24 protein-coding genes and 1 pseudogene are annotated in these 24,561 nt (G+C 68.5%); 9 read left to right on the forward strand and 16 right to left on the reverse strand.

Features of this window, described 5'->3' with window-relative positions:
- Positions 1 to 31: 31 nt before the first annotated feature.
- Both ACYQ0J_RS11335 and ACYQ0J_RS11340 read right to left on the reverse strand, forming a co-directional pair.
- Positions 32 to 1,060 (reverse strand): hypothetical protein, encoded by a 1,029-nt coding sequence (locus tag ACYQ0J_RS11335; RefSeq protein ID WP_460172211.1) that lies wholly within the window; start codon positions 1,058 to 1,060, stop codon positions 32 to 34.
- Between the two features lie 10 nt (positions 1,061 to 1,070).
- Positions 1,071 to 1,844, reverse strand: coding sequence for a serine/threonine-protein kinase (locus ACYQ0J_RS11340; RefSeq protein ID WP_460172212.1), 774 nt, complete (start codon positions 1,842 to 1,844; stop codon positions 1,071 to 1,073).
- A 48-nt stretch (positions 1,845 to 1,892) separates the two neighbouring features.
- On the opposite strand from ACYQ0J_RS11340, the gene ACYQ0J_RS11345 reads away from it, so the two are divergent.
- Positions 1,893 to 2,648 (forward strand): patatin-like phospholipase family protein, encoded by a 756-nt coding sequence (locus tag ACYQ0J_RS11345; protein WP_353300702.1) that lies wholly within the window; start codon positions 1,893 to 1,895, stop codon positions 2,646 to 2,648.
- Positions 2,645 to 3,451 (forward strand): signal peptidase I, encoded by an 807-nt coding sequence (gene lepB / locus ACYQ0J_RS11350; RefSeq protein ID WP_460172213.1) that lies wholly within the window; start codon positions 2,645 to 2,647, stop codon positions 3,449 to 3,451. The genes ACYQ0J_RS11345 and lepB overlap by 4 nt, the downstream gene beginning before the upstream one ends.
- Positions 3,452 to 3,493: 42 nt before the next feature.
- On the opposite strand, the gene ACYQ0J_RS11355 is transcribed toward lepB, so the two are convergent.
- Genes ACYQ0J_RS11355 through ACYQ0J_RS11365 form a run of 3 tightly spaced genes read right to left on the reverse strand, consistent with a single transcriptional unit; the run spans position 3,494 to position 6,192 of the window.
- Positions 3,494 to 4,105, reverse strand: coding sequence for a LutC/YkgG family protein (locus tag ACYQ0J_RS11355; RefSeq protein WP_460172214.1), 612 nt, complete (start codon positions 4,103 to 4,105; stop codon positions 3,494 to 3,496).
- Positions 4,095 to 5,492: a LutB/LldF family L-lactate oxidation iron-sulfur protein gene (locus ACYQ0J_RS11360; RefSeq protein WP_460172215.1), complete on the reverse strand. Its 1,398-nt coding sequence runs from the start codon at positions 5,490 to 5,492 to the stop codon at positions 4,095 to 4,097. Before ACYQ0J_RS11360 ends, ACYQ0J_RS11355 begins: the two co-directional genes overlap by 11 nt.
- Complete coding sequence (locus ACYQ0J_RS11365) at positions 5,476 to 6,192, reverse strand: (Fe-S)-binding protein (protein WP_460172216.1); 717 nt, start codon at positions 6,190 to 6,192, stop codon at positions 5,476 to 5,478. The genes ACYQ0J_RS11360 and ACYQ0J_RS11365 overlap by 17 nt, the downstream gene beginning before the upstream one ends.
- Positions 6,193 to 6,287: 95 nt before the next feature.
- Here ACYQ0J_RS11365 and ACYQ0J_RS11370 point away from each other — a divergent pair, with 95 nt between their 5' ends.
- The 6 genes from ACYQ0J_RS11370 to ACYQ0J_RS11395 are packed head-to-tail and all read left to right on the forward strand — an operon-like array spanning position 6,288 to position 14,533.
- Complete coding sequence (locus ACYQ0J_RS11370) at positions 6,288 to 7,865, forward strand: type I restriction-modification system subunit M (RefSeq protein ID WP_460172217.1); 1,578 nt, start codon at positions 6,288 to 6,290, stop codon at positions 7,863 to 7,865.
- Between the two features lie 2 nt (positions 7,866 to 7,867).
- Positions 7,868 to 9,271 carry an ATP-binding protein gene (locus ACYQ0J_RS11375; RefSeq protein ID WP_460172218.1) on the forward strand — a complete coding sequence of 468 codons (1,404 nt, stop codon included), beginning with the start codon at positions 7,868 to 7,870 and terminating at the stop codon, positions 9,269 to 9,271.
- On the forward strand, positions 9,268 to 10,632 hold the full coding sequence (locus tag ACYQ0J_RS11380) for a restriction endonuclease subunit S (protein WP_460172219.1): 1,365 nt from the start codon (positions 9,268 to 9,270) through the stop codon (positions 10,630 to 10,632). The genes ACYQ0J_RS11375 and ACYQ0J_RS11380 overlap by 4 nt, the downstream gene beginning before the upstream one ends.
- Positions 10,629 to 11,309 (forward strand): transposase, encoded by a 681-nt coding sequence (locus ACYQ0J_RS11385; protein ID WP_460172220.1) that lies wholly within the window; start codon positions 10,629 to 10,631, stop codon positions 11,307 to 11,309. The genes ACYQ0J_RS11380 and ACYQ0J_RS11385 overlap by 4 nt, the downstream gene beginning before the upstream one ends.
- A 3-nt stretch (positions 11,310 to 11,312) precedes the next feature.
- Positions 11,313 to 14,216: a type I restriction endonuclease subunit R gene (locus tag ACYQ0J_RS11390; protein WP_460172221.1), complete on the forward strand. Its 2,904-nt coding sequence runs from the start codon at positions 11,313 to 11,315 to the stop codon at positions 14,214 to 14,216.
- Complete coding sequence (locus tag ACYQ0J_RS11395) at positions 14,213 to 14,533, forward strand: M48 metallopeptidase family protein (RefSeq protein ID WP_460172222.1); 321 nt, start codon at positions 14,213 to 14,215, stop codon at positions 14,531 to 14,533. The genes ACYQ0J_RS11390 and ACYQ0J_RS11395 overlap by 4 nt, the downstream gene beginning before the upstream one ends.
- Here the strand turns inward: ACYQ0J_RS11395 and ACYQ0J_RS11400 are convergent.
- From ACYQ0J_RS11400 to aroQ, 10 genes and pseudogenes are all read right to left on the reverse strand, one after another.
- Positions 14,530 to 15,789 carry a HAMP domain-containing sensor histidine kinase gene (locus ACYQ0J_RS11400; protein WP_460172223.1) on the reverse strand — a complete coding sequence of 420 codons (1,260 nt, stop codon included), beginning with the start codon at positions 15,787 to 15,789 and terminating at the stop codon, positions 14,530 to 14,532. The genes ACYQ0J_RS11395 and ACYQ0J_RS11400 overlap by 4 nt on opposite strands.
- Positions 15,790 to 15,796: 7 nt before the next feature.
- Positions 15,797 to 16,480 carry a response regulator transcription factor gene (locus tag ACYQ0J_RS11405; protein ID WP_460172224.1) on the reverse strand — a complete coding sequence of 228 codons (684 nt, stop codon included), beginning with the start codon at positions 16,478 to 16,480 and terminating at the stop codon, positions 15,797 to 15,799.
- A complete protein-coding gene (locus ACYQ0J_RS11410) occupies positions 16,477 to 16,836 on the reverse strand; it encodes a hypothetical protein (RefSeq protein WP_460172225.1) in 360 nt (119 codons plus the stop codon). Before ACYQ0J_RS11410 ends, ACYQ0J_RS11405 begins: the two co-directional genes overlap by 4 nt.
- A gap of 12 nt (positions 16,837 to 16,848) precedes the next feature.
- Positions 16,849 to 17,496, reverse strand: a complete 648-nt coding sequence (locus tag ACYQ0J_RS11415; RefSeq protein WP_460172226.1) for a DUF502 domain-containing protein — start codon at positions 17,494 to 17,496, stop codon at positions 16,849 to 16,851.
- A gap of 152 nt (positions 17,497 to 17,648) precedes the next feature.
- On the reverse strand, positions 17,649 to 18,257 hold the full coding sequence (locus ACYQ0J_RS11420; RefSeq protein WP_460172227.1) for a helix-turn-helix domain-containing protein: 609 nt from the start codon (positions 18,255 to 18,257) through the stop codon (positions 17,649 to 17,651).
- Positions 18,258 to 18,334: 77 nt separating this feature from the next.
- Positions 18,335 to 18,580, reverse strand: a complete 246-nt coding sequence (locus tag ACYQ0J_RS11425; RefSeq protein WP_460172228.1) for a hypothetical protein — start codon at positions 18,578 to 18,580, stop codon at positions 18,335 to 18,337.
- Positions 18,577 to 19,000, reverse strand: a pseudogene (locus ACYQ0J_RS11430) (hypothetical protein). The gene ACYQ0J_RS11425 and the pseudogene ACYQ0J_RS11430 overlap by 4 nt, the downstream one beginning before the upstream one ends.
- Positions 18,997 to 19,308: a divalent-cation tolerance protein CutA gene (gene cutA / locus ACYQ0J_RS11435; RefSeq protein ID WP_460172229.1), complete on the reverse strand. Its 312-nt coding sequence runs from the start codon at positions 19,306 to 19,308 to the stop codon at positions 18,997 to 18,999. The pseudogene ACYQ0J_RS11430 and the gene cutA overlap by 4 nt, the downstream one beginning before the upstream one ends.
- Before the next feature lie 9 nt (positions 19,309 to 19,317).
- The gene (gyrA, locus tag ACYQ0J_RS11440; RefSeq protein WP_460172230.1) at positions 19,318 to 21,735 is read right to left on the reverse strand and encodes a DNA gyrase subunit A; all 2,418 of its coding nucleotides are present in this window, start codon (positions 21,733 to 21,735) and stop codon (positions 19,318 to 19,320) included.
- A 140-nt stretch (positions 21,736 to 21,875) separates the two neighbouring features.
- Entirely contained in the window at positions 21,876 to 22,316 is a 441-nt protein-coding gene (gene aroQ, locus ACYQ0J_RS11445) for a type II 3-dehydroquinate dehydratase (protein ID WP_460172231.1), read from the reverse strand.
- Between the two features lie 29 nt (positions 22,317 to 22,345).
- On the opposite strand from aroQ, the gene ACYQ0J_RS11450 reads away from it, so the two are divergent.
- A complete protein-coding gene (locus ACYQ0J_RS11450; RefSeq protein ID WP_460172232.1) occupies positions 22,346 to 23,317 on the forward strand; it encodes a LysM peptidoglycan-binding domain-containing M23 family metallopeptidase in 972 nt (323 codons plus the stop codon).
- Here the strand turns inward: ACYQ0J_RS11450 and ACYQ0J_RS11455 are convergent.
- Complete coding sequence (locus tag ACYQ0J_RS11455; protein WP_460172233.1) at positions 23,309 to 24,532, reverse strand: class I SAM-dependent RNA methyltransferase; 1,224 nt, start codon at positions 24,530 to 24,532, stop codon at positions 23,309 to 23,311. The two genes, ACYQ0J_RS11450 and ACYQ0J_RS11455, sit on opposite strands and share 9 nt — an antisense overlap.
- Positions 24,533 to 24,561 lie beyond the last annotated feature (29 nt).

Raw genomic sequence — 24,561 nt, forward strand, 5'->3', positions numbered from 1 at the left:
GGGCCAGCCCGGGGGCCCCGGTGATGCCCCTTTAGGGGCTGGGGCAGGGCCTGCGTTCGGGTAGGGGGATTTCCCGGAAGGCCACGGGGCGCCAGGAGAGGGGGAGGGGCAGGGCCCTGAGGGTCCAGGGCCTCTTGGGGAGGGGGAGGGCCTCGAGGCGGTAGGCCAGTGGCTTTCCCGCCTTGGCCTCGAGGTTCAGGAAGAGCCCTTCTCCCTGGAAAAGGGTCCGGTAGGAGTACCCGTAGGCCCAAGGGGGGTCCAGGGCCCGGAGGGAGGCCCATGGGCCGCCCCCGTAGCGGGCCCCCTGGGGCCCGAGCCAAAGCCCCTGCAAGACCCCGGCCACCTCCGCCTCCCCCGCCAGGAAGGGCCCCTTCCAGGACCGCAGGTAGTCAAAGCCCGGGCGGCGGAGGAGGAGGGCCCGCCCCTGGAGGAGGCCTGTCCAGTCCAAAAGGAGGCCCTCCGAGTCCCCCTCCACCTCGAGGCGCCCCACCGCCCCCGCTTCCCCCAGGAAGCGCAGGTAGTCGTTGCCCGGCCACCCGCTCTGGTAGCCCCGGGCGAAGCGGCCCCGGAGGCCCAGGAAGAAGGCGTCAAACCCCCCGGGGCCCGCCACCCGGCCCACCAGGAAGAGGACCCCGGCGCGGTAAAACCCCCCGTAGGCGTAGCCTTCCCCGGGCAGGGGAAGGCGGAGGGCCTGCCCCTCCTCCCAGGCAAGGGCCTCCCAGCCCTCCGGCCCCAGGTGGCCCCCCCAGGCGAAGCGGCCGTCGGTGCCCCAGAGAATGCCCTGCCCCCCCGCCCACGCGGCCAGGGGGCGGCCCTGGGCGTCTAGCTCCACCCGGAGGAGGCCCTTCCCCAGGTGGCCCACCGCCAGGTACCCCCCGGGCCTCCGGGCCAGGCCGTAGAGGGCGGAGTCCGCGGCCCCCTCCAGGACGTGGGCCCCCGCGGGGCCCAGCACTAGGGCCCGGTGGCCTCCTTCCACCAAAAGCCGCCCCACGGCCACCCCGCCCAGGCCCGCGAAGAGGGCGGAGCCCAGGAGGGTGGAGAGGAGGAGGCAGGGGAGCACGGGCACACCCTCAGAAGGGGAAGGCCTTTAGGGCTTCCTCCGCGCTGGGGAAGCGGTCGCTCGGGGACTTGGCCAGGAGGCGCTCCAGGTAAGCCTGCTCCGCGGGAACGAGGCCGGGCACGGGAGGAACGGGCCCCTGGAGGTGGCCCAGGAGCACCTCCTCCGGCTCGCCCACAAAGGGATGCTCCCCGGAGAGGACCCAGTAGAGGATGATGCCCGCCGCGTAAACGTCTGCCTCGGGGCCGGGGCTTCTGCCCAGCACCTGCTCGGGGGCCAGGTAGGGGAGGGTGCCCACCCGGAGGGGTTTTTTGAAGACCTCCAGGGCCGGTCCCGAGAGGTCGAAGTCCACCAGCCTGGCCTCGTTCGTGCCCGCCACGATGATGTTCTCCGGCTTCACGTCCCGGTGCACCAGGCCCTTTTGGTGCATGTGGGCCAGGGCGGAGAGGAGCTGGCGGAAGACGAAGAGAGCCTGGGCCCGCCCTGGACGGCGGAGCATCCAGCGGCCCATCTCCTCCCCGGGGGCGTAGGCCAGGAGGAGGGCCGGGCCTTCCTCCAGGTCCAGGCGCTCCAGCACCGGGTTCAGGTTGGGGTGGGCGAGGCGCTGGCCCACCCAGAACTCCCGGTCCCGCCGGGCCTCCGCTCCTGGGGGGAAGACCTTGAGGGCGTAGGGGGTGCCGAAGCGGTCAAAGGCCAGGTAGACGGTGGCCAAAGCCCCTTGGCCCAGGGGACGGACCACCCGGTACCTCTCCAGAAGGGTCTTTCCCGCCAGGCTCACCGCCTCCACTATACCCGCCCCTCACCTCTTTCACCCGGGAGCCGTTAGGATTTTCCCGTGCGGGGTTTGGCGCTTTCCGGCGGGGGGGCCAGGGGGCTTGCCCACATCGGGGCCCTCGAGGTCTTCCTGGAGGCGGGCCTGGACTTCGGCGTGGTGGCGGGGACCAGCATGGGGGCCATCGTGGGGGCCCTCTTCGCCGCGGGCAAGACCCCGGAGGAGATGCTGGCCATCGCCCGGCATACCCCCTGGCTCGGCCTCCTGGGGCTCTCCCCCCGGGAGGGCATCTTCTCCCGCAGGAAGCTGAAGGACTTTCTGGCGGAGCACCTGCCCCCGAGCTTCGCCCACCTGAAGCGGCCCCTGGCGGTGACCGCCGTGGACGTGGTCTCGGGCCGCCTTCTCTTCCTCACGCAAGGGGACCTGCCCAGCGCCGTCCTGGCCTCCGCCGCCTACCCCGGCCTCCTCGCCCCCGTGGAGCGGGAGGGGCGGCTCCTTTTTGACGGGGGCGTGCTGGACAACCTGCCCGTGGACGCGGCCCGCTTCCTGGGGGCGGTGGAGGTCTATGCGGTGGACGTGACCCCGGAGCGGAGGGTGGGGGAGAACCCCCGGGGGCTTCTCGCCCTGGCCCGGCGGGCGGTGGACCTCATGCAGCTCCACCTCACCTCGGTGCGCCTCACCCTTTACGCCCCCGAGGTGTACGTGCGGCCCGAGCTCTCCGGGGTGGGCATAGAGGACTTCCGCCGCCTCGAGGAAATCGTGGAGGCGGGCCGCCAGGCGGCGCGGGCGGCCCTAGCGGGTAAAGTGGGAGGGGTATGAAGGCCTTCTGGGATTACCTGTTCAAGGAATGGTTCCGCCAGGTGGGCGAGGCCCTCCTGGTGGCCTTTTTGGTCACCACCTTCGTCTTCACCACCGTGGGGGTGGTGGGGCAGAGCATGTACCCCACCCTGAGGAACGGGGAGCGGGTCCTTTTGCCCAAGTGGGAGACCTGGCTGGTGCGCTTCGGCCTGATGGAGTGGCGGCGGGGGGAGATCGCCATCCTGAAGCCCCCGGAGGGTACCCCTTACGCCACGGCCCGCTTCCCCGTCCTGGGCTTTTCCTTTCGCGCCTTCTTCATCAAGCGCATCGTGGCTGTCCCCGGGGATGAGGTCTACGTGGAGCGGGGCGTGGTCCACGTGAACGGCGCGCCCCTTGACGAGCGCTTCATCACCGATCACATCTCCCCCTGGCCCGACTCCTTCCCCGGGGTCTGCTACAAGGACGGGCGCCTGACCCGGATCATCACCCAGCAGGGGGACTTCCCCGTGGACCTGCTTCCCGCCTACCTCAGGCCCCTGAGGGAGATGCTCCTGCCCCCCACGGTGGAGGTCCTGGAGCGGAGCCGCCTCACCGAGGCCTGCGAGGTGGGCCGCATCCGGCTCAAGCCGGGGTACTACTTCGTCATGGGAGATAACCGCACCCTAGGGGGGTCGGAGGACTCCCGCACCTTCGGCCCCGTGCCCCAGGAGGCCATCGCCGGGCGGGCCAGCTTCGTCTGGTGGCCCATCCTGGTGCGGGAGGAGGAAGGCCTGCGCCTCAACCTCCGCCGCCTCTCCCCTCCCGAGGTGTACGACCTCAGGTGATGCCCTTTTCCCCGTTCGGTTCCCCCCGGGGGCTTCGGAAGCCTACCGGGCCCCCTCGCCGGGGCCCCCAGGCTGGCCCCTGCCAGCCTGGGGTGGCATGAGCACCGCCACCACCAGCCTCCCGGGGCCGTGGACCCCCTTCACCATCACCTGGCCGATGTCCGCGCTCTTGGAGGGGCCGGAGTGGAGGCCTAAGGCCCTGGGGAGGCGGGGGAGGTCCAGGAGGGCCTCCAGCAGGGTGGGGTAGACCCGCTTTCCCTCTACCAGGACCAGGTGGGTGGGGGGGAGGAGCTGGGCCTTGCGCCCGTCCTCGCTGGAGAGGGCCACGCTTCCCGTCTCCGCCACGGCGAAGAGGGCCCAGGAAACCCCCAGGGGGGCCTCCTCGGGGGGGAGGTCCGGGAGGAGGCGGAAGGCCTCGGGCACCCCCCGGCCGAAGGCCGCCCCGGGAAGCCCCTGGGCGAGCCCTTGGAGGAGGGCCTTGGCCCCCTCCTGGTCCAGGAGGTGCCCCTCGGCCCCGTTCTCCCGGAGGCGCTCCAGGAAGAGGTCCAGGGGGTTTTCCCCGGGGGCGAGGTGGGGATGTTCGGGAAGGAGGGCCTTGGGGCGCTCCCGGAGGGCCCGCCGCACCCGGGCGAGGATCCGGTTCCTAGCGTCCATCCTTCACCCCCTCGAGGTCCTGCCAGAGCGCGTGGAAGGGCTTGGGGCTGGGCTTTAGGGGGCCCCTCCCCTCCGTCCAGGCCTTGAGGAGGGGGAGGAGGTCCTGGGGGAGGGGAAGGCCCCTTAGGCCCTGGGAGAAGAGGCGGTAGAGGGCGGGGCTTTCCATGACCTTGCGGAAGGCCTTCATGGCCGCTTTCTCCCAGGCGGGGGTCAGGCCCTCCGCCACCGCCCTCTCTCGCCAGGTGAGGAGGAGCCGGGGGATGGGGATCTTGACGGGGCAGGCCTCGTAGCAGGCCCCGCAGAGGGTGGAGGCGTAGGGGAGGGGGTAGGCCTCCTCCAGGCCGAGGAGGCCCGGGTCCAGGACGGCCCCGATGGGCCCGGAGTACACGTAGCCGTAGGGGTGCCCCCCGGTCTGGCGGTAGACGGGGCAGGCGTTGAGGCAGGCCCCGCAGCGGAGGCACCGCAGGGTCTCCCAGGCCTCGGGGTCGGCGAGAAGGGCGGTGCGCCCGTGGTCCACCAGGACCACGTGCACCTCCTCGGGGCCCTCCTCCCCCTCCCCGGCGGGCCCCTGGATGAGGGAGACGAAGGTGGCAAGGCGCTGCCCCGTGGCCGCCCGGGCGGTTAAGGGGAGGAAGAGGGCGAGGTCTTGCAGGCGGGGGAGGAGCTTCTCAATCCCCACGAAGGCCACGTGGACCTTGGGCAAGGAGGTGGAAAGCCTTATGTTCCCCTCGTTTTCCATGAGGGCCAGGGTGCCGGTCTCCGCCACCAGGAAGTTGGCCCCGCTGATGCCGAGCTCTGCGGTGAGGAAGGCCTCCCTTAGCACCTTTCGGGCCACCTGGGCCAGGGCCTCGGGGGGGGCATCCAAGGGGGTGCCGAAGCGCCCGTGGAAGAGCTTCTGGATCTCCCCCAGGGAGAGGTGGATGGCGGGGCCCACGATGTGGCTTGGGGGCTCCCCCAGAAGCTGGATCAGGTACTCCCCGAGGTCGGTCTCGTAGACCTCCACCCCCAGGGACTCCAGGAGGGGGTTCACCCCGAGCTCCTCGCTGAGCATGCTCTTGGCCTTCACCGCCCGCCTCACCCCGTGCCTACGCACCACCTCCCGGAGGACCCTATGGGCGTCCTCCGGGGTCTCGGCCCAGTGCACCTGGACCCCGTTTTCCCGGAGGCGCTTTTCCGCAAGCTCCAGGTAGTGGTCCAGGTGGCTCAGCACGTGGTCCTTCACCGCCTTGGCCCGCTCCCGCCAGGCCTCGGCGTCCACCTCCCCGTAGGCCCTGAGGCGGTTCTTCTCAAAGTGCAGGGTGGCCCCGGTGACCGCCTCCCGCACCCCGGGCTTTTCCCGGATGAGCCTCGCCGCCTCCTTGGGGTAAAGCCTAGCCTTGGCCCGCATACGCCTCCCAGAGCAGGGTGGCGAGGGGGGCCACCCTGAGCCCTAAGCCCTTCCTGCTCATGCGCCCCCCCAGGTGGAGGAGGCAGCCCGCGTCCGTGGAGGTGAGGACCTCGGCCTTGGGCAGGGTGGCGAGCTTCCGGTCCGCCATGGCCAAGGAGACCTCGGGGAGCTTCACGGAGAAGAGCCCCCCGAAGCCGCAGCACTCCTCTGCCGCTTCCCAGGGGAGGACCTGGGCCCCGGCGTTTTGCAGGAGGAGCAAAGGCTCCTCCCGCACCCCAAGCTCCCTCAGGGCGTGGCAGCCGTGGTGGTAGGCCACCTTCCTCCCCTTAAGGCCCTTCCCCAGCTTCTCCACCCCCAGGACCCGCACCAGAAACTGGGAGAGCTCGTAGGTCTTTTCCGCCAAGGCCAGGGCCTCGAGGTTTCCGGGAAGGAGCTCGGGGTAGTGGTTTCTCACCATGCTGGCGCAGCTTCCCGAGGGCAGGACCACGTACTCCGCCTCCCGGAAGACCTCGAGGGTCCGCTTGGCCAAAGGCCTCGCCTCGCCCCAGTACCCGGCGTTGAAGGCGGGCTGGCCGCAGCAGGTCTGGCCCGGGGGGAAGTCCACCTCCACCCCCAAGGCCCTGAGAAGCCGCACCGCCGCCACCCCGGCCTCGGCGTAGAACTGGTCCGCCAGACAGGTGATGAAGAGGGCCACCCGCATTTGCGCCCAGCATACCCCAGGCCCCCTGCTACCATGGAGGCTAGCGAAGAGAAGGGGGGCTAGCCCCCGGAGAAGGCGGCGGGGTGAAGGGAAACATGGGACAGCGCCTGGACATTCAGACCCTCGAGGCCTGGCTTTGGGATGCCGCCTGCGCCATTCGTGGCCCGGTGGACGCGCCCAAGTACAAGGACTACATCCTGCCCCTCGTCTTCCTCAAACGGCTTTCCGACGTGTTTGAGGACGAGCTCGCCCGGCTGGCGGAGGAATACGGGGACCGGGCCACCGCGGAGGCCATCGTGGAGGCGGAGCGGGAGGGGGACGTCATCCGGCAGGGAAGGGGGGTGGTCCGCTTTTACATCCCCCAAAGCGCCCGCTGGCCGGCCATTCGCCAGCGGGCCACGGGCCTGGGCCAGTACCTGACGGAGGCGGTGCGCGCGGTGGCCCGGGAAAACCCCCGCCTGCAAGGCGTGATTGACATGGTGGACTTCAACGCCACCGCCGCCGGGCAGCGCATCGTGCCCGACGAGTACCTGGCCAGGCTGGTGGATGTCCTCTCGCGCCATCGGCTGGGGCTAGAAGACGTGGAGCCCGATATCCTTGGCCGCGCCTACGAGTACCTGCTGCGCAAGTTCGCGGAAGGCCAGGGGCAGAGCGCGGGCGAGTTCTACACCCCCCGCGAGGTGGCGGTGCTGATGGCGCGCCTTCTGGAGCCCGAGCCCGGCATGACCGTCTACGACCCCGCCTGCGGCTCCGGGGGGCTCCTCATCAAGTGCCACCTGCGCCTTCTGGAAACCCACGGGGTGCGGGAGAACGGCCACCTCCGCCTGCCTCCCCAGCACGCCCCCTTGCGCCTCTTCGGCCAGGAGATCAACCCGGCCACCTTCGCCATGGCGCGGATGAACGCGGTCATTCACGACATGGAGGCCGACATCCGCCTGGGCGACACCCTGCGCCACCCCGCCTTCCGCGACGCCGCCGGGCGGCTTCTGCGCTTTGACCTGGTGACCGCCAACCCCATGTGGAACCAGAACTTCCCGGCCCAGGTGTATGAGAACGACCCCTACGAGCGCTTCCGCCTGGGCATCCCGCCCTCCTCCTCGGCCGATTGGGGCTGGCTCCAGCACATGCTGGCCTCCCTGAACGACACCGGCCGCATGGCGGTGGTGCTGGATACGGGGGCCGTGAGCCGTGGCAGCGGCACCCAGGGCGCAAGCCGCGAGCGGGACATCCGCAAGGCCTTTGTGGAAGCGGACCTCATTGAGGCGGTCATCCTCCTGCCGGAAAACCTCTTCTACAACACCACCGCCCCGGGCATCATCCTGGTGGTGAACCGCAGGAAGCGCCACCCGGGGCAAATCCTGCTCATCAACGCCTCCAAGCTCTTCGCCAAGGGACGCCCCAAGAACTACCTCACCGACGAGCACATTGAAACCATCGCCCGCCTTTACCACGAATGGAAGAAGGAGGAAGGCCTTTCGGCCGTCATCACCAACGAGGAGGCGGCGCGCAATGACTACAACCTCTCCCCGAGCCGCTACGTGAGCACGAACGACAAGGAGGAGGTCCTGCCCCTGGAGGAGGCGGTGGTCTTGCTTAGGGAAGCCGAGGAGGAGCGGGCCAAAGCCGATCGGGCCCTGCGCGAGGTGTTGCGGCAGCTTGATTTGGAGCTTTGAGGATGGCCATCCCGCCGGAAAGCCAAAGCGTTGAGTGGAAGCGCCAGTGGACCGAGCGGGCCCTGGAAGATCTGGCGGCCTTTGCCAATACCGATGGGGGCGTGCTCCTGGTCGGTGTGCGGGACGACGGCAAGGTGGTGGGCGCCCAGGCCGATGACGTAGAGCTGCAGCGCATCGCCAATCTGATCGCTACGCATCTAGGCATTACGCCAACCATTGAAGTTATCTTCATGGAAGGTCTTCCGGTGATTCGCATTCAAGTGGAACCCACATCCCACCTGGTCGCCTATCAGGGACGCTACCTCAGACGGGTCGGCACCACCAACCGCGATTTTGCCCCTGAAGAACTGGCGCGCCATATCCTGAGGCGTTCCGGACGTAGCTGGGATGGGCTTCCCAGCGAATGGGGCCTGCGCGAGGTGGACGAAGAAGCGCTAACCACCTTTGCTCGCCTTGCCCAACCCCGATTGCCCCACATTGACCCAGGAAAGCCAGAGGCGATTTTGGAAAATCTCGGCATGGTCAGCGATGATAGACTGACTCATGCGGCAGTCCTGCTCTTTGCCCGACGGCCCCAGCGGCTTTTCCCTCTGGCGCAGGTGCGGATTGGGCTTTTCCGCGGCAACCAGATTCTGGACAGCCGTGACTTTCAGGGCACCCTCTGGCAGCAGCTCGAGGGCGTGATGGAGCGCTTCCGTCAGGTGCTCAAGGTGCGCTTTGAGATCCGCGTGGAGGAGCCTTCGCTAGCGGGCTTGCAGCGCCGTGAGATCTGGGAATATCCCCTGGATGCCCTGCGCGAGGCGGTGGTCAATGCCCTGGTCCATCGCGATTACACCTATCCGGCGGACGTGCAAATTCGGATGGAAGAAGACTCCCTGGAGGTTTGGAGCCCGGGCGAACTGCCTCCGCCGCTGACGCCGAAGGCGCTCTACGGCCCGCACCGCTCGGTGCTGCGCAATCCGCTGCTGGCGCAGGTGTTCTATTTCGCCGGCATCATCGAGCGCTGGGGCACGGGCACCACGCGCATCATCCAGCTCTGCCGTGAGCAGGGCCTGCCCGATCCTGAGTTTCAGAACTGGCAAGGTGGGGTGCGCGTGTTCTTCAGCAAGGATCCCTACACCCCCGAGCGGCTGCGGAAAATGGGCCTGAACGAGCGGCAGGTTCAGGCTGTGCTGTACGTGAAGCAGCACGGCAGCCTTACGAACCAGATGTATCAGCGGCTTACGGCCGTGAGCAAGCGGACCGCTAGCCGCGATTTGGAGGATCTGGTGCAAAAGGAAGTTTTTGAGCGCCTTGGCCAGACCGGTAGAGGGACGAACTACAGGCTAAAGGGGCCACAAAGGGGCCAAACGGGCCACGAAGGGGCCATAAACGGGCCAAAAACGCCAAACGGGGACCCCTTATGAGAGCTGAGCAGTCTCCACGGGTTGAAGTAACCGAAACCCTCCCGCCAGGCTACCGCCTGACCGAACTCGGCCCCCTGCCCGAGGAGTGGCGGGTGGTGCGGTTGGGGGGGGTGGTGAGCATCTCAAAAAAGCCGCGTAACCTAGTGCGTCCAAATAAGACGCCGTTTATTCCGATGGAAGCTATCCCAGATAATGGAACGCTTTATCCCTCAAGAATTGAATGGCGGCCGGGCAAAGATGTACGTAGTGGTGTTTACTGTGAACCAGGCGACATCCTGTTTGCAAAAATAACCCCTTCACTTGAAAACGGCAAACAAGCAATAGTTCCTCCACAAGTAGAATTTGCATATGCTACGACGGAAGTTTATCCCCTTAAGCCAAGCGCTGCGGTTGACACACTTTTTCTGTTTTCCTTTCTTCAAGCATCCTGGGTACGGGAGTTACTTGCTGGAAAAATGGAGGGATCAACAGGACGGCAACGCTTGGCTAAACATGCGCTCTTGAATCACCGCCTCCCCCTCCCCCCTCTCCCCGAGCAGCGGGCGATTGCGCAGGTGTTGCGCGCGGTGCAGGAGGCGAAGGAGGCCACCGAGCGGGTCCTTGCGGCTTTGCGGGAGCTGAAGAAGAGCCTGATGCGCCACCTCTTCACCTACGGCCCGGTGGCTGTGGACGCCACCGACCGCGTGCCCATGCAAGAAACCGAACTCGGCCCCTTGCCTGCGCACTGGGGGGTGGTGAGGTTAGAGCAGGTAACAGTTCGGTCGTTTAGTGGCGGTACACCATCAACTGCTAACCCCTCTTATTGGGGGGGTCATATACCTTGGATTACTTCCGCTATTATTGGAGAGGATGACGTTAGTCTCAGAAAATTTCAAAGAACTATTACTGAAGAAGGCCTAAATAACTCATCCGCTTCTGTTGCTCCAGCCGACAGCCTTCTGGTGGGAACCCGAGTAGGTGTGGGTAAGGCAGCTGTTGCCCTATTTGACGTTGCCATAAATCAAGATTTGACAGCTTTGATTCTAAATGAAGAAGCGCACCCGTATTTCCTTGCATATCTGTTGAAAATGTGGGGATACAAATCCTGGTTTGAAAATAATAAGCGCGGAGCAACTATCAAAGGAATCCCGCGAGACGAACTGCTAAAGCTTCTTATCCCCCTCCCTCCTCTCCCCGAGCAGCGCGAGATAGCCCGGATCCTGCGCGCGGTGGACGAGAAAATCCAGGCCGAGGAGGCGCGCAAGGAGGCCCTGGGGGCGCTCTTTAAGACCCTGCTCCACGAGCTGATGACCGCCAAAAGGCGGCTTCCGGCGGAGTTCGTGGCCCAGTTTGCTGAACCCCTCTCCGGAGGGAGGCCATGACCCCCTACGACCCCACGCGCCACCATCGGCGTTCCATCCGCCTGAAGGGGTACGATTACACCCAACCGGGGGCGTATTTCGTCACCATCGTCACCCACGAACGGGCGCACCTCTTCGGCGTGGTGGAGGACGGGGAAATGCGGCTGAACGCGTTTGGGCGGGTTGTGTGGGAAGAATGGTTTCGCACCGCGCAGGTGAGGCCGTATGTGGAATTGTACGCGGACGAATTCGTGGCCATGCCCAACCACGTGCACGGTATCCTTCGGATTGCGGAAACGGGTGTGGCCGACGTCGGGGTAATCGGGGTGGTAGGGGCGCAGGTGGTAGGGGCGCAGCGGCGCTGCGCCCCTACCATGCCCACCATGCCCACCATGCCCACCATGCCCGGTGGGGTCACGCCCAACAATGTGGCGCCGGGGTCTTTGGGGGCCATCGTTCGTTCGTTCAAATCCATGGTCGCGCGGCGCATCAACGCCCTGCGCGGCACCCCTGGCGCACCCGTCTGGCAACGGAATTATTACGAGCACATCATCCGCAATGAGCGCGCCTTGGACGCCATTCGCCGCTATATTCGGGAAAACCCCCTGCGCTGGCATCTGGACAGGTACAACCCAGACCGCACCGGCCAGGATCCGCTGGCGCGGGGCATCTGGTCGCTACTCGCGGAAGGAGGATGAGCCATGTCCCTGGGCGGCGAGCGCGGGAGCGTGCAAAACCCTTTCATCCGCTACGCGGTGGAGGCGGGCTGGACCTACCTGCCGCCCGAGGAGGCCCTGCGCCTGCGCGGCGGGGAGCATAGCCCGGTGCTCCGCGCGGTGCTCCTGCAGCAGCTGCAGCGCCTCAACCCGGGGGTGGTGGACTCGGCGGCCAAGGCGGAGGAGGTCATCGCCCGGCTTTTGGGCGTGCGCCCCAACATTGAGGGGAACCTCGAGGCCTGGGAGTACCTCAAGGGCCTCAAGACGGTGTTCGTGGAGGCGGAAAGGCGCGAGCGCAACCTGCGCCTCTTGGACGCGGAGCGCCTGGAGGCCAACGCTTTCCACGTCACCAAGGAGTACCGCTTTAAGGCATCCGGCAGCGCGCCCGCCGTCCGCGCCGACGTGGTGCTTTTGGTGAACGGCATCCCCGTCATCGTGGTGGAGACCAAGGCGGCCACCGAGGAGGAGGGTATCGCAGAGGCCCTGGACCAGATCCGCCGCTACCACGAAGAGGCCCCTGAGCTCATGGCCCAGGCCCAGCTCCATATCCCCACCAACCTGGTGCGGTTCTTCTACGGGCCTACCTGGAACCTCTCCCGCAAGATGCTCTTTAACTGGCGGGACGAGCAGGCCGGGGACTACGAGACCCTGGTCAAGGCCTTCGTGGCCCCGCGCCGCGTGCTGCGGGTGCTCACCGATTACATCCTGTTTGTGCGCAGGGACGGCGAGCTTTCCAAGGCGGTGCTAAGGCCCCACCAGATGCGGGCCGTGGATAAGGTCATCGCCCGCGCCCAGGACCCGCAAAAACGCCGGGGGCTCGTCTGGCACACCCAGGGCTCGGGCAAGACCTACACCATGATCACCGTGGCCAAAAAGCTCCTGGAGGACGGGCGGTTTCAGAACCCCACCGTGCTCCTGATCGTGGACCGCAACGAACTCCAGCAGCAGCTTTTTCAGAACCTGGAGGCGGTGGGCTTAAGCCGCGTGCACGTAGCCCAGAGCAAGGAGCACCTGCGGAGCCTCTTGCGGCAGGATGCCCGGGGCCTGATCGTCTCCATGATCCACAAGTTTGACGATGCGGACGCAGGCCTCAACACCCGGGAAAACATCTTCGTCCTCATAGACGAGGCCCACCGCTCCACGGGGGGCGACCTGGGCAACTACCTGATGGGGGCCTTGCCCAACGCCACCTTCATCGGCTTTACCGGAACGCCCATCGATAAAAGCGCCCACGGCAAGGGAACCTTTAAGGTCTTCGGCGGGGGCGACCCCGGCGGCTACCTGGACAAGTACCCCATCCGGGAGTCCATTGAGGACGGCACCACCGTGCCCCTCCACTACCAGATGGCCCCCAACGAGCTTTTGGTGGACCGGGAGGCCATGGAGCGGGAGTTCTGGGCCGTGGCCGAGCTGGAGGGGGTGGCCGACGTGGAGGAGATCAACCGGGTCCTGGACCGGGCCGTCACCCTCAAGAACATGCTGAAAAACCGCGAACGGGTCCAGCGCATCGCCGCTTTCGTGGCCCGGCACTTCCGGGAGTACGTGCAGCCCATGGGCTACAAGGCCTTCCTGGTGGCCGTGGACCGGGAAGCGTGCGGCCTCTACAAGGAGGCCCTGGACGAGCACCTGCCCGGGGAGATGAGCCGGGTGGTCATCAGCCGGGGCTACAACGACCCGCCCCACGTGCGCCGCTACCACCTGAGCGATGAGGAGGAGGCCCAGGTGCGCAAGGCCTTCCGGAAGCCCGACGAGAACCCCCAGATCCTCATCGTCACGGAAAAGCTCCTCACGGGCTACGACGCCCCCATCCTCTACGCCATGTACCTGGACAAGCCCATGCGTGACCACGTGCTCCTGCAGGCCATCGCCCGGGTGAACCGCCCCTATGAAGACCAGGAGGGCCGCCGCAAGACGAGCGGCCTGATCGTGGACTTCGTGGGCATCTTTGACAACCTGGAGCGCGCCCTGGCCTTTGACTCCCAGGACGTGGAAGGGGTCGTGGAGGGGCTGGACGTCCTCAAGGGGCGCTTCACGGACCTGATGGCCAAGGGGCGGGGGGAGTTTCTGCCGGTGTCGGCCGGCGAGAGCGGGGACAAGGCCGCCGAGGCGGTTTTGGAATATTTTCGGGACAAGGGGCGGCGCGAGGGCTTTTACGCCTACTTCCGCGAGCTGGAAGAGGTGTACGAGATCCTTTCCCCTGACCCTTTCCTGAGGCCGTTCCTCGAGGATTACCAGCGCCTCGTGGAGATGTACCGCCTGCTGCGGAGCGCCTACGAGCCCCATGTGCCCGTGGACAAGTCCTTTTTGCGCAAGACCGCCGAGATCGTGCAGAAACACACGGCCAGCGAGGCGGTGCAAGAGCCCACGGCCACCCACGAAATCGGGGCCCAGGCCCTTTGGGCCCTGGTGCGGGTGGACAAGCCGGACACGGTCAAGGTCTTTAACCTCCTGACGGCGCTTTACCGCCTGGTGGAGGCCAAGGGTAAGGAGGAGCCGCACCTGATTCCCATCGGTGAGCGGGCTGAGGCCATCCGCCGGCGGTTTGAGGAGCGGCAGCTTTCCAGCCAGCAGGCCCTGGCCGAGCTGGAAGGGCTGGTGCGCCAGCTTAAGGAGGCGGAGGAGGAGCGCCAGGAAAGCCCCCTTTCCAAGGAAGCCTTCGCCGTGGCCTGGTGGCTCCGGATGCAGAAAGGGCTGCCGCCTGAGGAGGCCCAGGGCTTGGCGGCCAAGGTGGAGGCTCCTTTCCGGGCCTTCCCCCACTGGATGGATAGCAGCGCCCAGGAGCGTGAGCTGCGCCGGGAGCTTTACAAGGTCCTGGGGAAGGCCTCGGCGGGGGAGGTGGTGGGTTGGGTCAACGAGCTTTTGGCCCTGCTTCGGAGGGTGGCGGAGTGAGGGATGCCGCCGGCACCCTTGCCCCCCTAGGGGAAGCCGTGGCCCGGGACGTCCTGGTGGCCGAGGTGCGGGCGTGGGCGCGCCGGATGGGGGTGGAGGACCGCATCCGGGAAATCCACGTCCGCCCCATGAGGCGCAAGTGGGCCAGCTGCTCCTCCCGGGGGCGCCTCACCTTTAGCGCGGCCCTCTTGCACCAGCCAGCGGCCTTCCGCCGGGAAGTGATCGTGCACGAGCTCCTCCACCTCAAGGTCCCAAACCACGGCCGCCTCTTCCGGGCGCTCCTCAGGGCATACCTAGCCGCCGCGGAGGAGGGTTAGGCCTCCTCCTCCAGAAGGGGCAGGCGCACCCGGAAGACCGTGCGCCCGGGGCGGCTTTCCACCCGGATCTCTCCCCCGTGGGCCCTGGCGATGGCCTGGGCGATGGCAAGCCCCAGGCCCGTTCCCCCCCCGGGCCCCCGGGCGAAGCGCTGGAAGAGGTGGGGGAGGAGGGCCTCCGGGATGCCCGGGCCCCGGTCCTCCACCTCGAGGAGGGCCTCCTCCCCTTCCCGGCGGAGGCGCACCTCTACCCCTTCCCGGCCCGCCGCCCGGACGGCGTTGGCGATCAGGTTCCTGAGCATCTGGAGGAGGCGGTCGGGGTCGCCCAGGACCTCCAGGGCCTCCCCCCGGAAGGCGACCCCGTACTCCCGGGCGGCCTCCTCCCCCACGGCCCTCAGGTCCACGATGTGGGGGGCGAGGCGAAAGCCCGCCTCCCCCCGGGCCAAAGCGAGGAGGTCCTCCACCAGGCGGCGCATCCTCTCCGCGGTGGCCCGGGCGGTGTCCAGGGCCTCGAGGTCCCGGGGGTTCCGCTTCAGGCGGTCCAGGTGGCCCAAAAGGACGGTGAGGGGGGTCCTTAGCTCGTGGCTGGCCTCGGCCAGGAAGGCCTGCTCCTTAGCCTTGGCCTCCTTGAGGGCCTGGAGGAGGCCGTTCACCGCCTCCACCATGCGCCCGAACTCGTCCTTGGGCAGGTGGAGAGAGACGGGGTCCAGGCGCTCCGGGCTCCTTCTCGCGATCTCCTGGGCCGCCCGCTCCAGGGGCCTGGCCGCCAGGCGGGCGGTGAGGTAGACGAGCACCATCCCCAAGGGGAAGAGGAGGAAGAAGGCCTCGAGAAGGGCCTGGCGCAGGGCGGCCAGGGCCAGGTCAATGGGGGCGGTGTCCTGGGTGAGGGCGAGGAGGCCCAAGGGGGTGCGCACCAGGGCGGCGGCGAAGCCCTTCTGCCAGAGGGCCCTGGGGCTCTCCCCCACTTCCCGCAGGGCCGCCTCCGGCAGGCGGTGGTCGGCCCGGGTGAGGACCAAAGGCTCCCCGTCCTCCGCGTAGAGGTGGAGGTAGACCCCCCCGGTGGTGAGGAGGGTGCCCGCCTGGCCCCGGCGGTACGCGTCCGCCGCCTTCCTGGCGTCCTCGAGGAGGGTGGCCTCCAGGTGGCCCCGGAGGGCGCCCGCCACCCCCCGGCCCGCCAGGTACAAGGCCCCCACCAGGAAGAGGAACCAGAGAAGGCCGAAGGAGAGGAAAAGCCTCAGGCGGAAGGAGAGGGGAGGCATGGGCCCTTTAGGCTTCTTCCTCCCGCCTGCCGGGGCGCACCGCGTAGCCCAGGCCCCGCACCGTGCGCAGGTAGCCGTAGGCCCCCGCCTCCCGCAGCTTGGCCCGGAGGTTGGCCACGTGCACGTCCAGCACGTTGGACTCCCGGCCCAAGGGCTTGCCCCAGACCCTTTCCTCGATCTCCTGCCGGGGGAAGACCCGCCCGGGGCGGCTCATGAGGAGCTGGAGGAGCTCAAACTCCTTGGGGGAAAGCCGCACCTCTTGCTCGGCGAAGAAGACCTGGCGCCGCTTGGGGTAGAGCTCCAACTTCCCCACGCTAAGGACCTCGCTCCCCTCCCTGTGCCGGAGCTGGACCTGGATGCGGGCCAGAAGCTCCGCCGGGTGGAAGGGCTTGACCAGGTAGTCGTCGGCCCCCTCGGAGAGGAGGCCCACCTTGCGCTCCACCGCGTCCTGGGCGGTGAGGACCAGGATGGGGGTCTCGTCGGTGGCCCGGATGCGCCGGGCCACCTCCGCCCCGTCCAGGTCGGGGAGGCCCAGGTCCAGGACCACCAGGTCGGGCTTCTTCTCCCGGTGCTTCACCAGGCCCTCCATCCCGCTCTTGGCCCAGTCCACCTGGAAGCCCGCTTCCTTCAGCTCCAGCTCCACCAGCCGGGCCACCTCGGGGTCGTCCTCAATCACCAGGATGCGCCTCATGGCCAAAGCCTTTCCGGAGGGCTGAGCCCGTAGACCTCCTTAAGGAGCCTGAGGAGGCTTAGCCGTTCCTGGTCCTTGAGCAGAAGCACGTCCCCCCGGTCCGCCACCCCGGGGAAGGGGCGGGGCTTCTCCCCCGGGAGGACCAGGAGGAGCTGCACCTCCTGGCCCGGCCGGGGGGGTACGGGGGGGGAGAGGGGGAGGAGGCGCTTTCCCTCCACCCGCCAGGCCCCGTGCAGGGTGCGGAGGTCCTGGGAGAGGAGCCTGAGCTCCGTGCCCGAGGGGAGGCTTGGCCCCAGGAGGGGGGGCAGGGCTGCCAGGGCCGCGCCCAGAAGGAGGAGGAGGGCTAAGGGGCGCATCACCCCCTCATTTTAGGGGGACCGTTCCGCCCTTTGTGGGAGGGAGGTTAAGGCTCCTTGGGGTTTCTCGGGGAGCAGGAAGCCCGCGGAGACCACGTACTTCAAGGCCTCCTCCACGCTGATGTCCAGGGGGATGACCTCCTCCGAGGGCACCAGGATGACCATGCCGCTTGCGGGCACGGGGCTCGTGGGCACCAGGACGGCGGTGTACCCCTCCGGCAGGGGGGGGAGGCGGTGCCCCACGGGCTGGACCACGAAGCAGAGGGTGTAGAGCCCCCTTCGGGGGTACTCGATCACCGCCGCTCGGCTGAACTTCACCTCCTGGTGGCCGAAGAGGGTGTGGGCGATCTGCTGCACGGCCTTGTAGATGTCCCGCACGATGGGGAAGAGGAGCAAGGAGCGCTCCAGGGAGTGGATGAGCCGCCGCCCCAGGTAGTTCTCCGCGAGGGTTCCCACCAGGTAGATGAAGGCCGCCGCCAGAAGGAGGCCCACGAAGGGCAAGGCGGGCTGGTAGGCCCGGGGCACTTCCAGGTCCAGGAGGCGCAGGAAGCTTTGGATGTACCCGCCGGAGTAGGTGTACACCCAGCCCAGAAAGTAGAGGGTCACCAGGAGGGGCAGGAGGGTGACGAGCCCGGTGAGGAGCCGCTGGCGCAGCCGCATGGCCTTCAGTTTAGCACCCCCTTCCTTGGAGCCCTTCCGCTAAGGGCCAACGCCGCGGTTTCGCCGCACCCGGTCTTCGGTCTACCCCTGTGGGCATGCCCCTTGGGGGCCCCCCACGAGGCGGAAGCCTCCTCGGGGTGCTTAGGGGGCCCCTACCGCCCGTCCCCGCGGCTTTGCGCCAGCTCCCTTAAGCCCTTCAGGTCCTTGAGGACGATCTTGCCGTAGCCCGAGCGGATGTACCCCTCCCGGGAAAGCTCCCCGATGACCTTGGTGACCGTCTCCCGGACGCTGCCCACCGCCGCCGCCAGCTCGTCGTGGGTGGCCCTTAGGACCAGCTGCCCTTCCTCCTCCTTGGCCAAGGGGGTTTCCAGGAGTTCCAGGAGGGCCGCCGCCATGCGGTTCTTGAGGCGCTGGGTGGCCAGGCGTTCAATGCGGCGGTAGGCGGCGGAGAGGGCCTGGGAGAGGTGGGCCAGGACCTCCCGGAACTCCTCCGGCCTGGGCTCCGGGGGGAGGGTTTCCAGCACCACCTCGGTCACGGCTTCGGCGAAGTAGTTCCGCTCCAGGCCGAAGAGGGTCTCCTCGCCGAAGTACCCCCCGGGGCGCACCAGGCGCAGGGTGAGGGCGTTGCCCTCCTCGTCCACGGCCTCGAGGCGCACCAGGCCCTCGAGGACCCGGTAGACCCGGTCCCTGGGGCCCGGGACGCCTGGGTAAAGGATGACCTCGCCGGGCTTGAAGCTCACCGTTTCACGGGCCTGGGTCATGGCATGCCTCCTTGCCCCTAGGCTAGCACGCCCCGGGGGATTTTGTAAACCTGTAGGTTGCAAAAATCCGGCCCCGGCTACCCTTCGCCCTTCCCAGGAGAGGCCAGGGGGCGCTTTTTCGCCACGGGGAGGAGGCGGTGGGTGGCGATCTCCACCCTCTCCCCCCGCTTTTCCGCCTCGGCGAGCCTAAGCCGCGTCCAGAAAAGGGCAATCTCCCACACGGCGCGAAGCCTTCCCTCCAGGGGCACCTCCCGCCACTCGGTGCGGTCGTCGGGGGGCGCGTCCAGGGGGAACCTGCGGGCCACGGGCCGGATCTCCCTCATTCCAGCTCCTCCAGGTCCCTCAGGTCCACGGGCCGCCCGAAGGCCCGCTTGAGGGCCTTGAAGTCCTCGGGATGGACCACGTGGACCTGAACCCCTTCCACCTCGTGCTTCAGGGCCCGGGCAAAGGCCTCGTCAAAGGGAGGCGTTTCCAGGATCACCAGGTCTATACGGTTGGGGCGTAGCCCAGCTGGACCACCCCGGGGCTTGCCAGGTCCTCCACGGCGAGGCCCAGGTCATCCCCCCGAAGAAGCGGCGGATGGCGGCGAGGACCCTGGGGGCTGCCTCCGCGTCCACCCAGAGGTCCAGGCCCTTGGTGAAGCGGGGCCTGCCCAAGAAGGCCAGGGCGTACGCCCCGATGACCAGGAACCGGGCTCCCTCTTGGTGGAGGGCCCGGAGGAAGTCCAGCATGTCCGGGGTCATCCCGTGTTCTCCCGGAGCCAGTCCAGGTAGGGGCCGTGCCCCTCGGCGATGGGGAGGGCCACGATCTCGGGCACGGTGTAGGGGTGGAGGGCGAGCACGCGCTCCTTGAGCCTGGGGAAGACGTGGGTGGTGGTCTTGACCAGGAGGAGCAGCTCCTTGTCCTCCACCACCTCCCCCTGCCAGCGGTAGACCGAGGTGAGGCCCGGGACGATGTTGACGCAGGCGGCCAGGCGTTCCTCCACCAGGGTTTTGGCGAGGGTCCTAGCCACCTCCTCGCTGGGCACGGTGATGAGGACCACTTCCTCCATCTTCCCCCCTTACTTCTCCTCGTCCACGGCGAAGGCGCTGGCCACCTCGTCCTCCTCGGGGAGGTTCATCACCTTGACCCCGGCGGTGGCCCGGGAGTACTGGCGGATCTCCGCCACCGGGGTGCGGATGGCGAGGCCCCTCCTGGAGAGGACCAGGAGGTCCTCCGTCCCCCGCACCTTGAGGAGGGCGGCGAGGCGGCCCACCTTGGCGGAGGCGGCGTAGGTGATGACCCCCATCCCGCCCCGGCCCTGCAGGGGGTACTCCGCGAGGGGGGTGCGCTTGCCGTAGCCCCGGGTGCTCACGGAGAGGAGGTCCACCATCTCCCCGGGCTTGACCGTCACCAGGGAGACCACCCGGTCCCCGGGCTTCTTGAAGCGCACCCCCGTCACCCCCTGGCTGTCCCGGCCCGTGGCCCGCACCTCCTCCAGGGGGAAGCGGATGGCCTGGCCCTCGTGGGTGGCCAGGATGGCCTCGTCCTCCGGGTCGGAGAGGGCCACCCCGATGAGCCGGTCCCCCTCCTGGAGCTTGATGGCGATGAGGCCCGCCTGGCCCAGGTTCTGGTACTCCCTGAGGGCGGTGCGCTTCACCAGGCCCCGCTCCGTGGCGAAGACCAGGTAGCCTTCCCCCTCGAGGCCCCGCACGGAGAGGAGGGCCGCCACCTCCTCCTCCTCGGTGAGGGGAAGCAGGGTCTTCACGTGGACCCCCCGGGCCTGGCGGCCCATCTCGGGGAGGTCGTAGACCTTGAGCCGGTAGACCCGGCCCCGGCTGGTGAAGAGGAGGAGGTCGTCGTGGGCCCCGGCCACGAAGACCTGGGTGGCCTCGTCCTCCTCCTTGGTCTTGCCCGCCAAAAGACCCTTGCCCCCCCGGCCCTGGGCCCGGTAGCTCTCCAGGGGGAGGCGCTTCAGGAACCCCTGGGCGGTGAGGGTGATGACCATGGGCTCGTCCTCAATGAGGTCCTCGGGGTTGAAGCTCTCCTCAAACTCGGTGATGAGGGTGCGCCGCTCGTCCCCGTACTTCTCCTTGACCCGGAGGAGGTCCGCCTTCACCTCGGCGAGAAGCCGCCCCTCGTCCTCGAGGATGGCCTTAAGCCGGGCGATCTCCTCCATGAGCTCCCGGTACTCCTCCAGAAGCTTCTCCCGCTCCAGGGCCACCAGGCGCTGCAGGCGCATGTCCAGGATGGCCTGGGCCTGGACCTCGCTTAGGCCAAAGCGCTCCTGGAGGCCAGCCCGGGCCTGGGCCGCGTCCTCGGAGGCCCGGATCAGGGCGATGACCTCGTCAATGTGGTCCAGGGCGATGAGGAGGCCCTCCAGGACGTGGGCCCGCTCCTCCGCCTTCTTGAGCTCAAAGAGGCTGCGGCGCCGCACCACCTCCCTGCGGTGGTCCAGGTAGTGGCGCATGAGGGCGAGGAGGGAGAGCACCTTGGGCTCCCCGTCCACGATGGCCAGGAGGTTCACGGTGAAGGAGGTCTGGAGGGCGGTGTGCTTGTAGAGCTGGTTGAGGACCACCTGGGGGTTGGCCCCCCGCTTGAGCTCAATGGCGATCCTCAGGCCCTGGCGGTCGGACTCGTCCCGGAGGGCCACGATGTCCTCAATCTTCTTGGCCTTCACCAGGGCGGCGATCTGGGCGATGAGGCTCGCCTTGTTCACCTGGTAGGGGATTTCCGTGACCACCAGCATGGGGCGCTGGCCCTTCTCCTCCACGCGCACCTTGGCCCGCACCTTCAGGCTTCCCCGCCCCGTGGCGTAGGCCTCCTGGATGCCCTTCCGGGAAAGCTTCCCCCCGGTGGGGAAGTCGGGGCCGGGGAGGAGGCGCATGACCTCCTCCAGGGTGATCCCCGGGTTCTCGATCATGGCCACCAGGGCGTCCACCACCTCCTTGAGGTTGTGGGGGGGGAGGCTGGTGGCCATGCCCACGGCGATGCCGCTCGCCCCGTTCACCAGGAGGTTGGGGATGGCGGAGGGCAGGACCTCGGGCTCCTTTAGGGAGCCGTCGTAGTTGGGGCGGAAGTCCACCGTCTCCTTGTCTATGTCCAGGAGCATCTCCGCCCCCAAGGGGGAGAGCCTGGCCTCGGTGTAGCGCTGGGCCGCCGGGGGGTCCCCGTCTATGGAGCCGAAGTTCCCCTGGCCGTCTATGAGGGGGTAGCGCAGGTTCCAGGGCTGGCTCAGGCGCACCAGGGCCTCGTAGATGGCGGCGTCCCCGTGGGGGTGGTACTTGCCCATGACCTCGCCCGTTATCTTGGCGCTCTTCACGTGCTTCCGGTTCGGGAGCACCCCCTCCTGGTAGGCGCCGAAGAGGATCCGCCGCTGGACCGGCTTGAGCCCGTCCCGCACGTCGGGGAGGGCCCGGTCCACGATGACGGACATGGCGTAGTTGATGAAACTCTGCTTGAGTTCCTCGGTGATCTCTACGGGCAGAACCTGGGACATGGCACTCCTCAAGGCGCTTAGACGCCGTCTTTCATTATAGCACGGGCCTTCCTCTCAAGACCCGGGGCGGCTTTTGGGATCGGTTGCAAGGAGATGGGGAAGGGTCCCCAGGCCGGCTTGCGCCGGCCTGGGGTGGCCTCTCAGCCCCCCACCTCCAGGACCTCGGCCAGGTAGACCAGGGCCAGCTTGTAGGAGAGGGGGCCGAAGCCGGAGATCAGGCCCCGGCAGGCCCCCGCCGTGACCGAGTGGCGGCGGAACTCCTCCCGGGCGTGGAGGTTGGTGAGGTGGACCTCCACCACGGGGAGGGGCTGGGCGCGGATGGCGTCCAGGAGGGCGTAGGAGTAGTGGGTGAGGGCCCCGGGGTTCAGCACCATGGCCAGGAAGCCCTCCCGGTGGGCCTGCTGCACCCACTCTATGAGCTGGCCCTCGTAGTTCGTCTGGCGGAAGGCCACGCTCAGGCCCAGCTCGGCCCCCCAGGCCTCGCAGAGGGCCTCCAGCTCCTCGAGGGTGGTGCGGCCGTAGACCTCGGGCTCCCGCCCGCCCAGGAGGTTCAGGTTGGGACCGTTCAGGATCAGCACCATAGGGGCTCCTTTCCCCATAGGATAAGCCCATGCCCAAGCACCTCGGCCTTGCGGTCTTGGCCCTTTTTGCCTTGGCCCAGACCCACACCGTGGAGCGGGGGGAAACCCTCTCCGCCATCGCCCGCCGCTACGGCACCACCCTGGAGGAGCTTGTCCGGTTAAACGGGCTTGCGGACCCGAACCGCCTCCGGGTGGGGCAGGTGCTCCGGGTGCGCCCGGCGATGGAGGCGGCCCTTCCCCGGGGCTGGCTACGCTACCTGGCCCCCGTCCAAGGCCGGGCCTTCGGCCTCCAGGTGACGGGGTACCGGGAGGGGTTTGCCGAGTTCCTGGGGGCGCGCTACCCCCTGTGGCCTGGAAGGGGGGGGCTTTGGGGGCTCTTGCCGGTGGGGGCCCTGCAGGAGCCGGGGGAGTATCCCCTGCGCCTCCACCTGGACGGGACCTCCCTCCTTTGGCCCCTCCGGGTGGCCCCGGGGGGGTACCCCAAGGAGGTCCTCCGCCTTTCCCCCTCCCTGGAGGGCCTCCTCCAGGACCCCGGCCTGAAGGCGGAGCGGGAGAGGGTGGTGGCCGCCTGCCCCAAGGGAGGGGGCTTGGGGCCCTGGAAGGCCTTTGTCAAGCCCCTCGCGGAGGGGCGCATCACCAGCCCCTTCGGCACGCGCAGGCAGTACGGCACCCTCTTCACCTCCTACCACGAGGGGCTGGACTTCGCCGCCCCCCCGGGGACCCCGGTGCGGGCGGTGGCCGAGGGGGTGGTGGTGCTCTCCCAGAGGCTCAAGGTGCGGGGGGAGGCGGTGCTGGTGAGCCACGGGATGGGGCTTTGCACCGGGTACTGGCACCTGGCGGAGCGGAGGGTGCGGGTGGGGGAACGGGTGCGAGGGGGGCAGGTGATCGGCCTCTTGGGCAGCACCGGGCTTTCCACCGGGCCCCACCTGCACCTGGAGGTGCGCCTCATGGGGGTGCCCGTGGACCCCTACCCCTTCTTTTCCGGCCTTCCCCTACCCTAGGCGGAGCAGGGAGAGCACCTCCACGTGGTGGGTGAAGGGGAAGAAATCGTACGGGCGGGCGAAGGCCAGTCCGTACCCCTCGCGGGCGAGCTCCCCCACGTCCCGGGCCCAGGTGGCGGGGTCGCAGGCCACGTAGAGGATCTCCCGGGGCCGGGTGGCCTTGAGGTAGGCCCGCACCTCGGGGGAAAGCCCCGCGCGGGGCGGGTCCAGGACCACCAGGTCAAAGGCCCCAAGCCGCGCCGCCTCCCGGGCATCCCCCCGGTGGAAGCGCACGTTTTCCACCCCGAGCCGCTTCCGGTCCGCCTCCCCCCGGCGCACCGCCTCCTTGCTGATCTCCACCGCCACCACCTCCTCGTAGCGGGGGGCGAGGAGGAGGGAGAGGAGGCCCGAGCCCGCGTAGAGCTCCAGGGCCCGCCCGCCCCCCGCCACCAGGCCCTGGGCCTCCGCCAAGAGTTCCCCCGCCGCCAGGGGGTTCACCTGGCTGAAGCTTTCCACGCTCACCTGGGCGGTGAGGGGGCCGAAGCGCTCCAGGAGGGTTCGCTCCCCGGCGAGGAGCGCCACGCGGCCCCGGAAACGGCCCTTGGGGGAGGGCTCGGCCCAGACCACCCCGGCGAAGCCCTCCTTCACCAGGGCCTTGGCCGGGCGCCTCAGGGCCTCGGGGCTTCCCCCGATGAGGCCGAGGAGCACCCGGCCTTGCCAAAGGCTTCCCCGCAAGGCCACCTCCTCCACGGGTAGCGGCCAGGTGGAGAGCACCCCTAGCGCCCAGGCCAGGGGCTCGGCCACCAGGGGGTCCTCCTCCACCCGCACCAGGGCGTGGCTTTCCGGAAGGCGGTAGGCCAGGCCCCCCAGGGGGTGGCGGGCGTACTGGGCGGCGGTGCGGTAGGCGAGGGCCCGGGGCGAGGGGCGGATGGGGGCGAGGGGGGCGCTTATGCGGGCGATGCGCTCCAGGGCATCCCGCACCAGCCCCTCCTTCAGGGGGAGCTGGGCCTCGTAGACCAGGGGGAGGTCGGCGGAGGGGGGGAGGGGCTTGGGGTAGCGGTCGGGCCGCCTTTGCACCACCTCCACCGCCTCCAGGAAGAGCGTTCCCTTGCGGCGCACGAGCTCGCCCCGCACCACCTCTCCCGGCAGGGCCCCCCGGACCAGGACCACCCCCTCCTCCGTGCGGGCCAGGCCCAACCCCCCGGGCACCAGCTTCTCCACCGCAAGAACCTTCACCCCTCCACCATACCCCAGGCCCCTTGGCG

Source organism: Thermus sp. FJN-A (assembly GCF_054655095.1).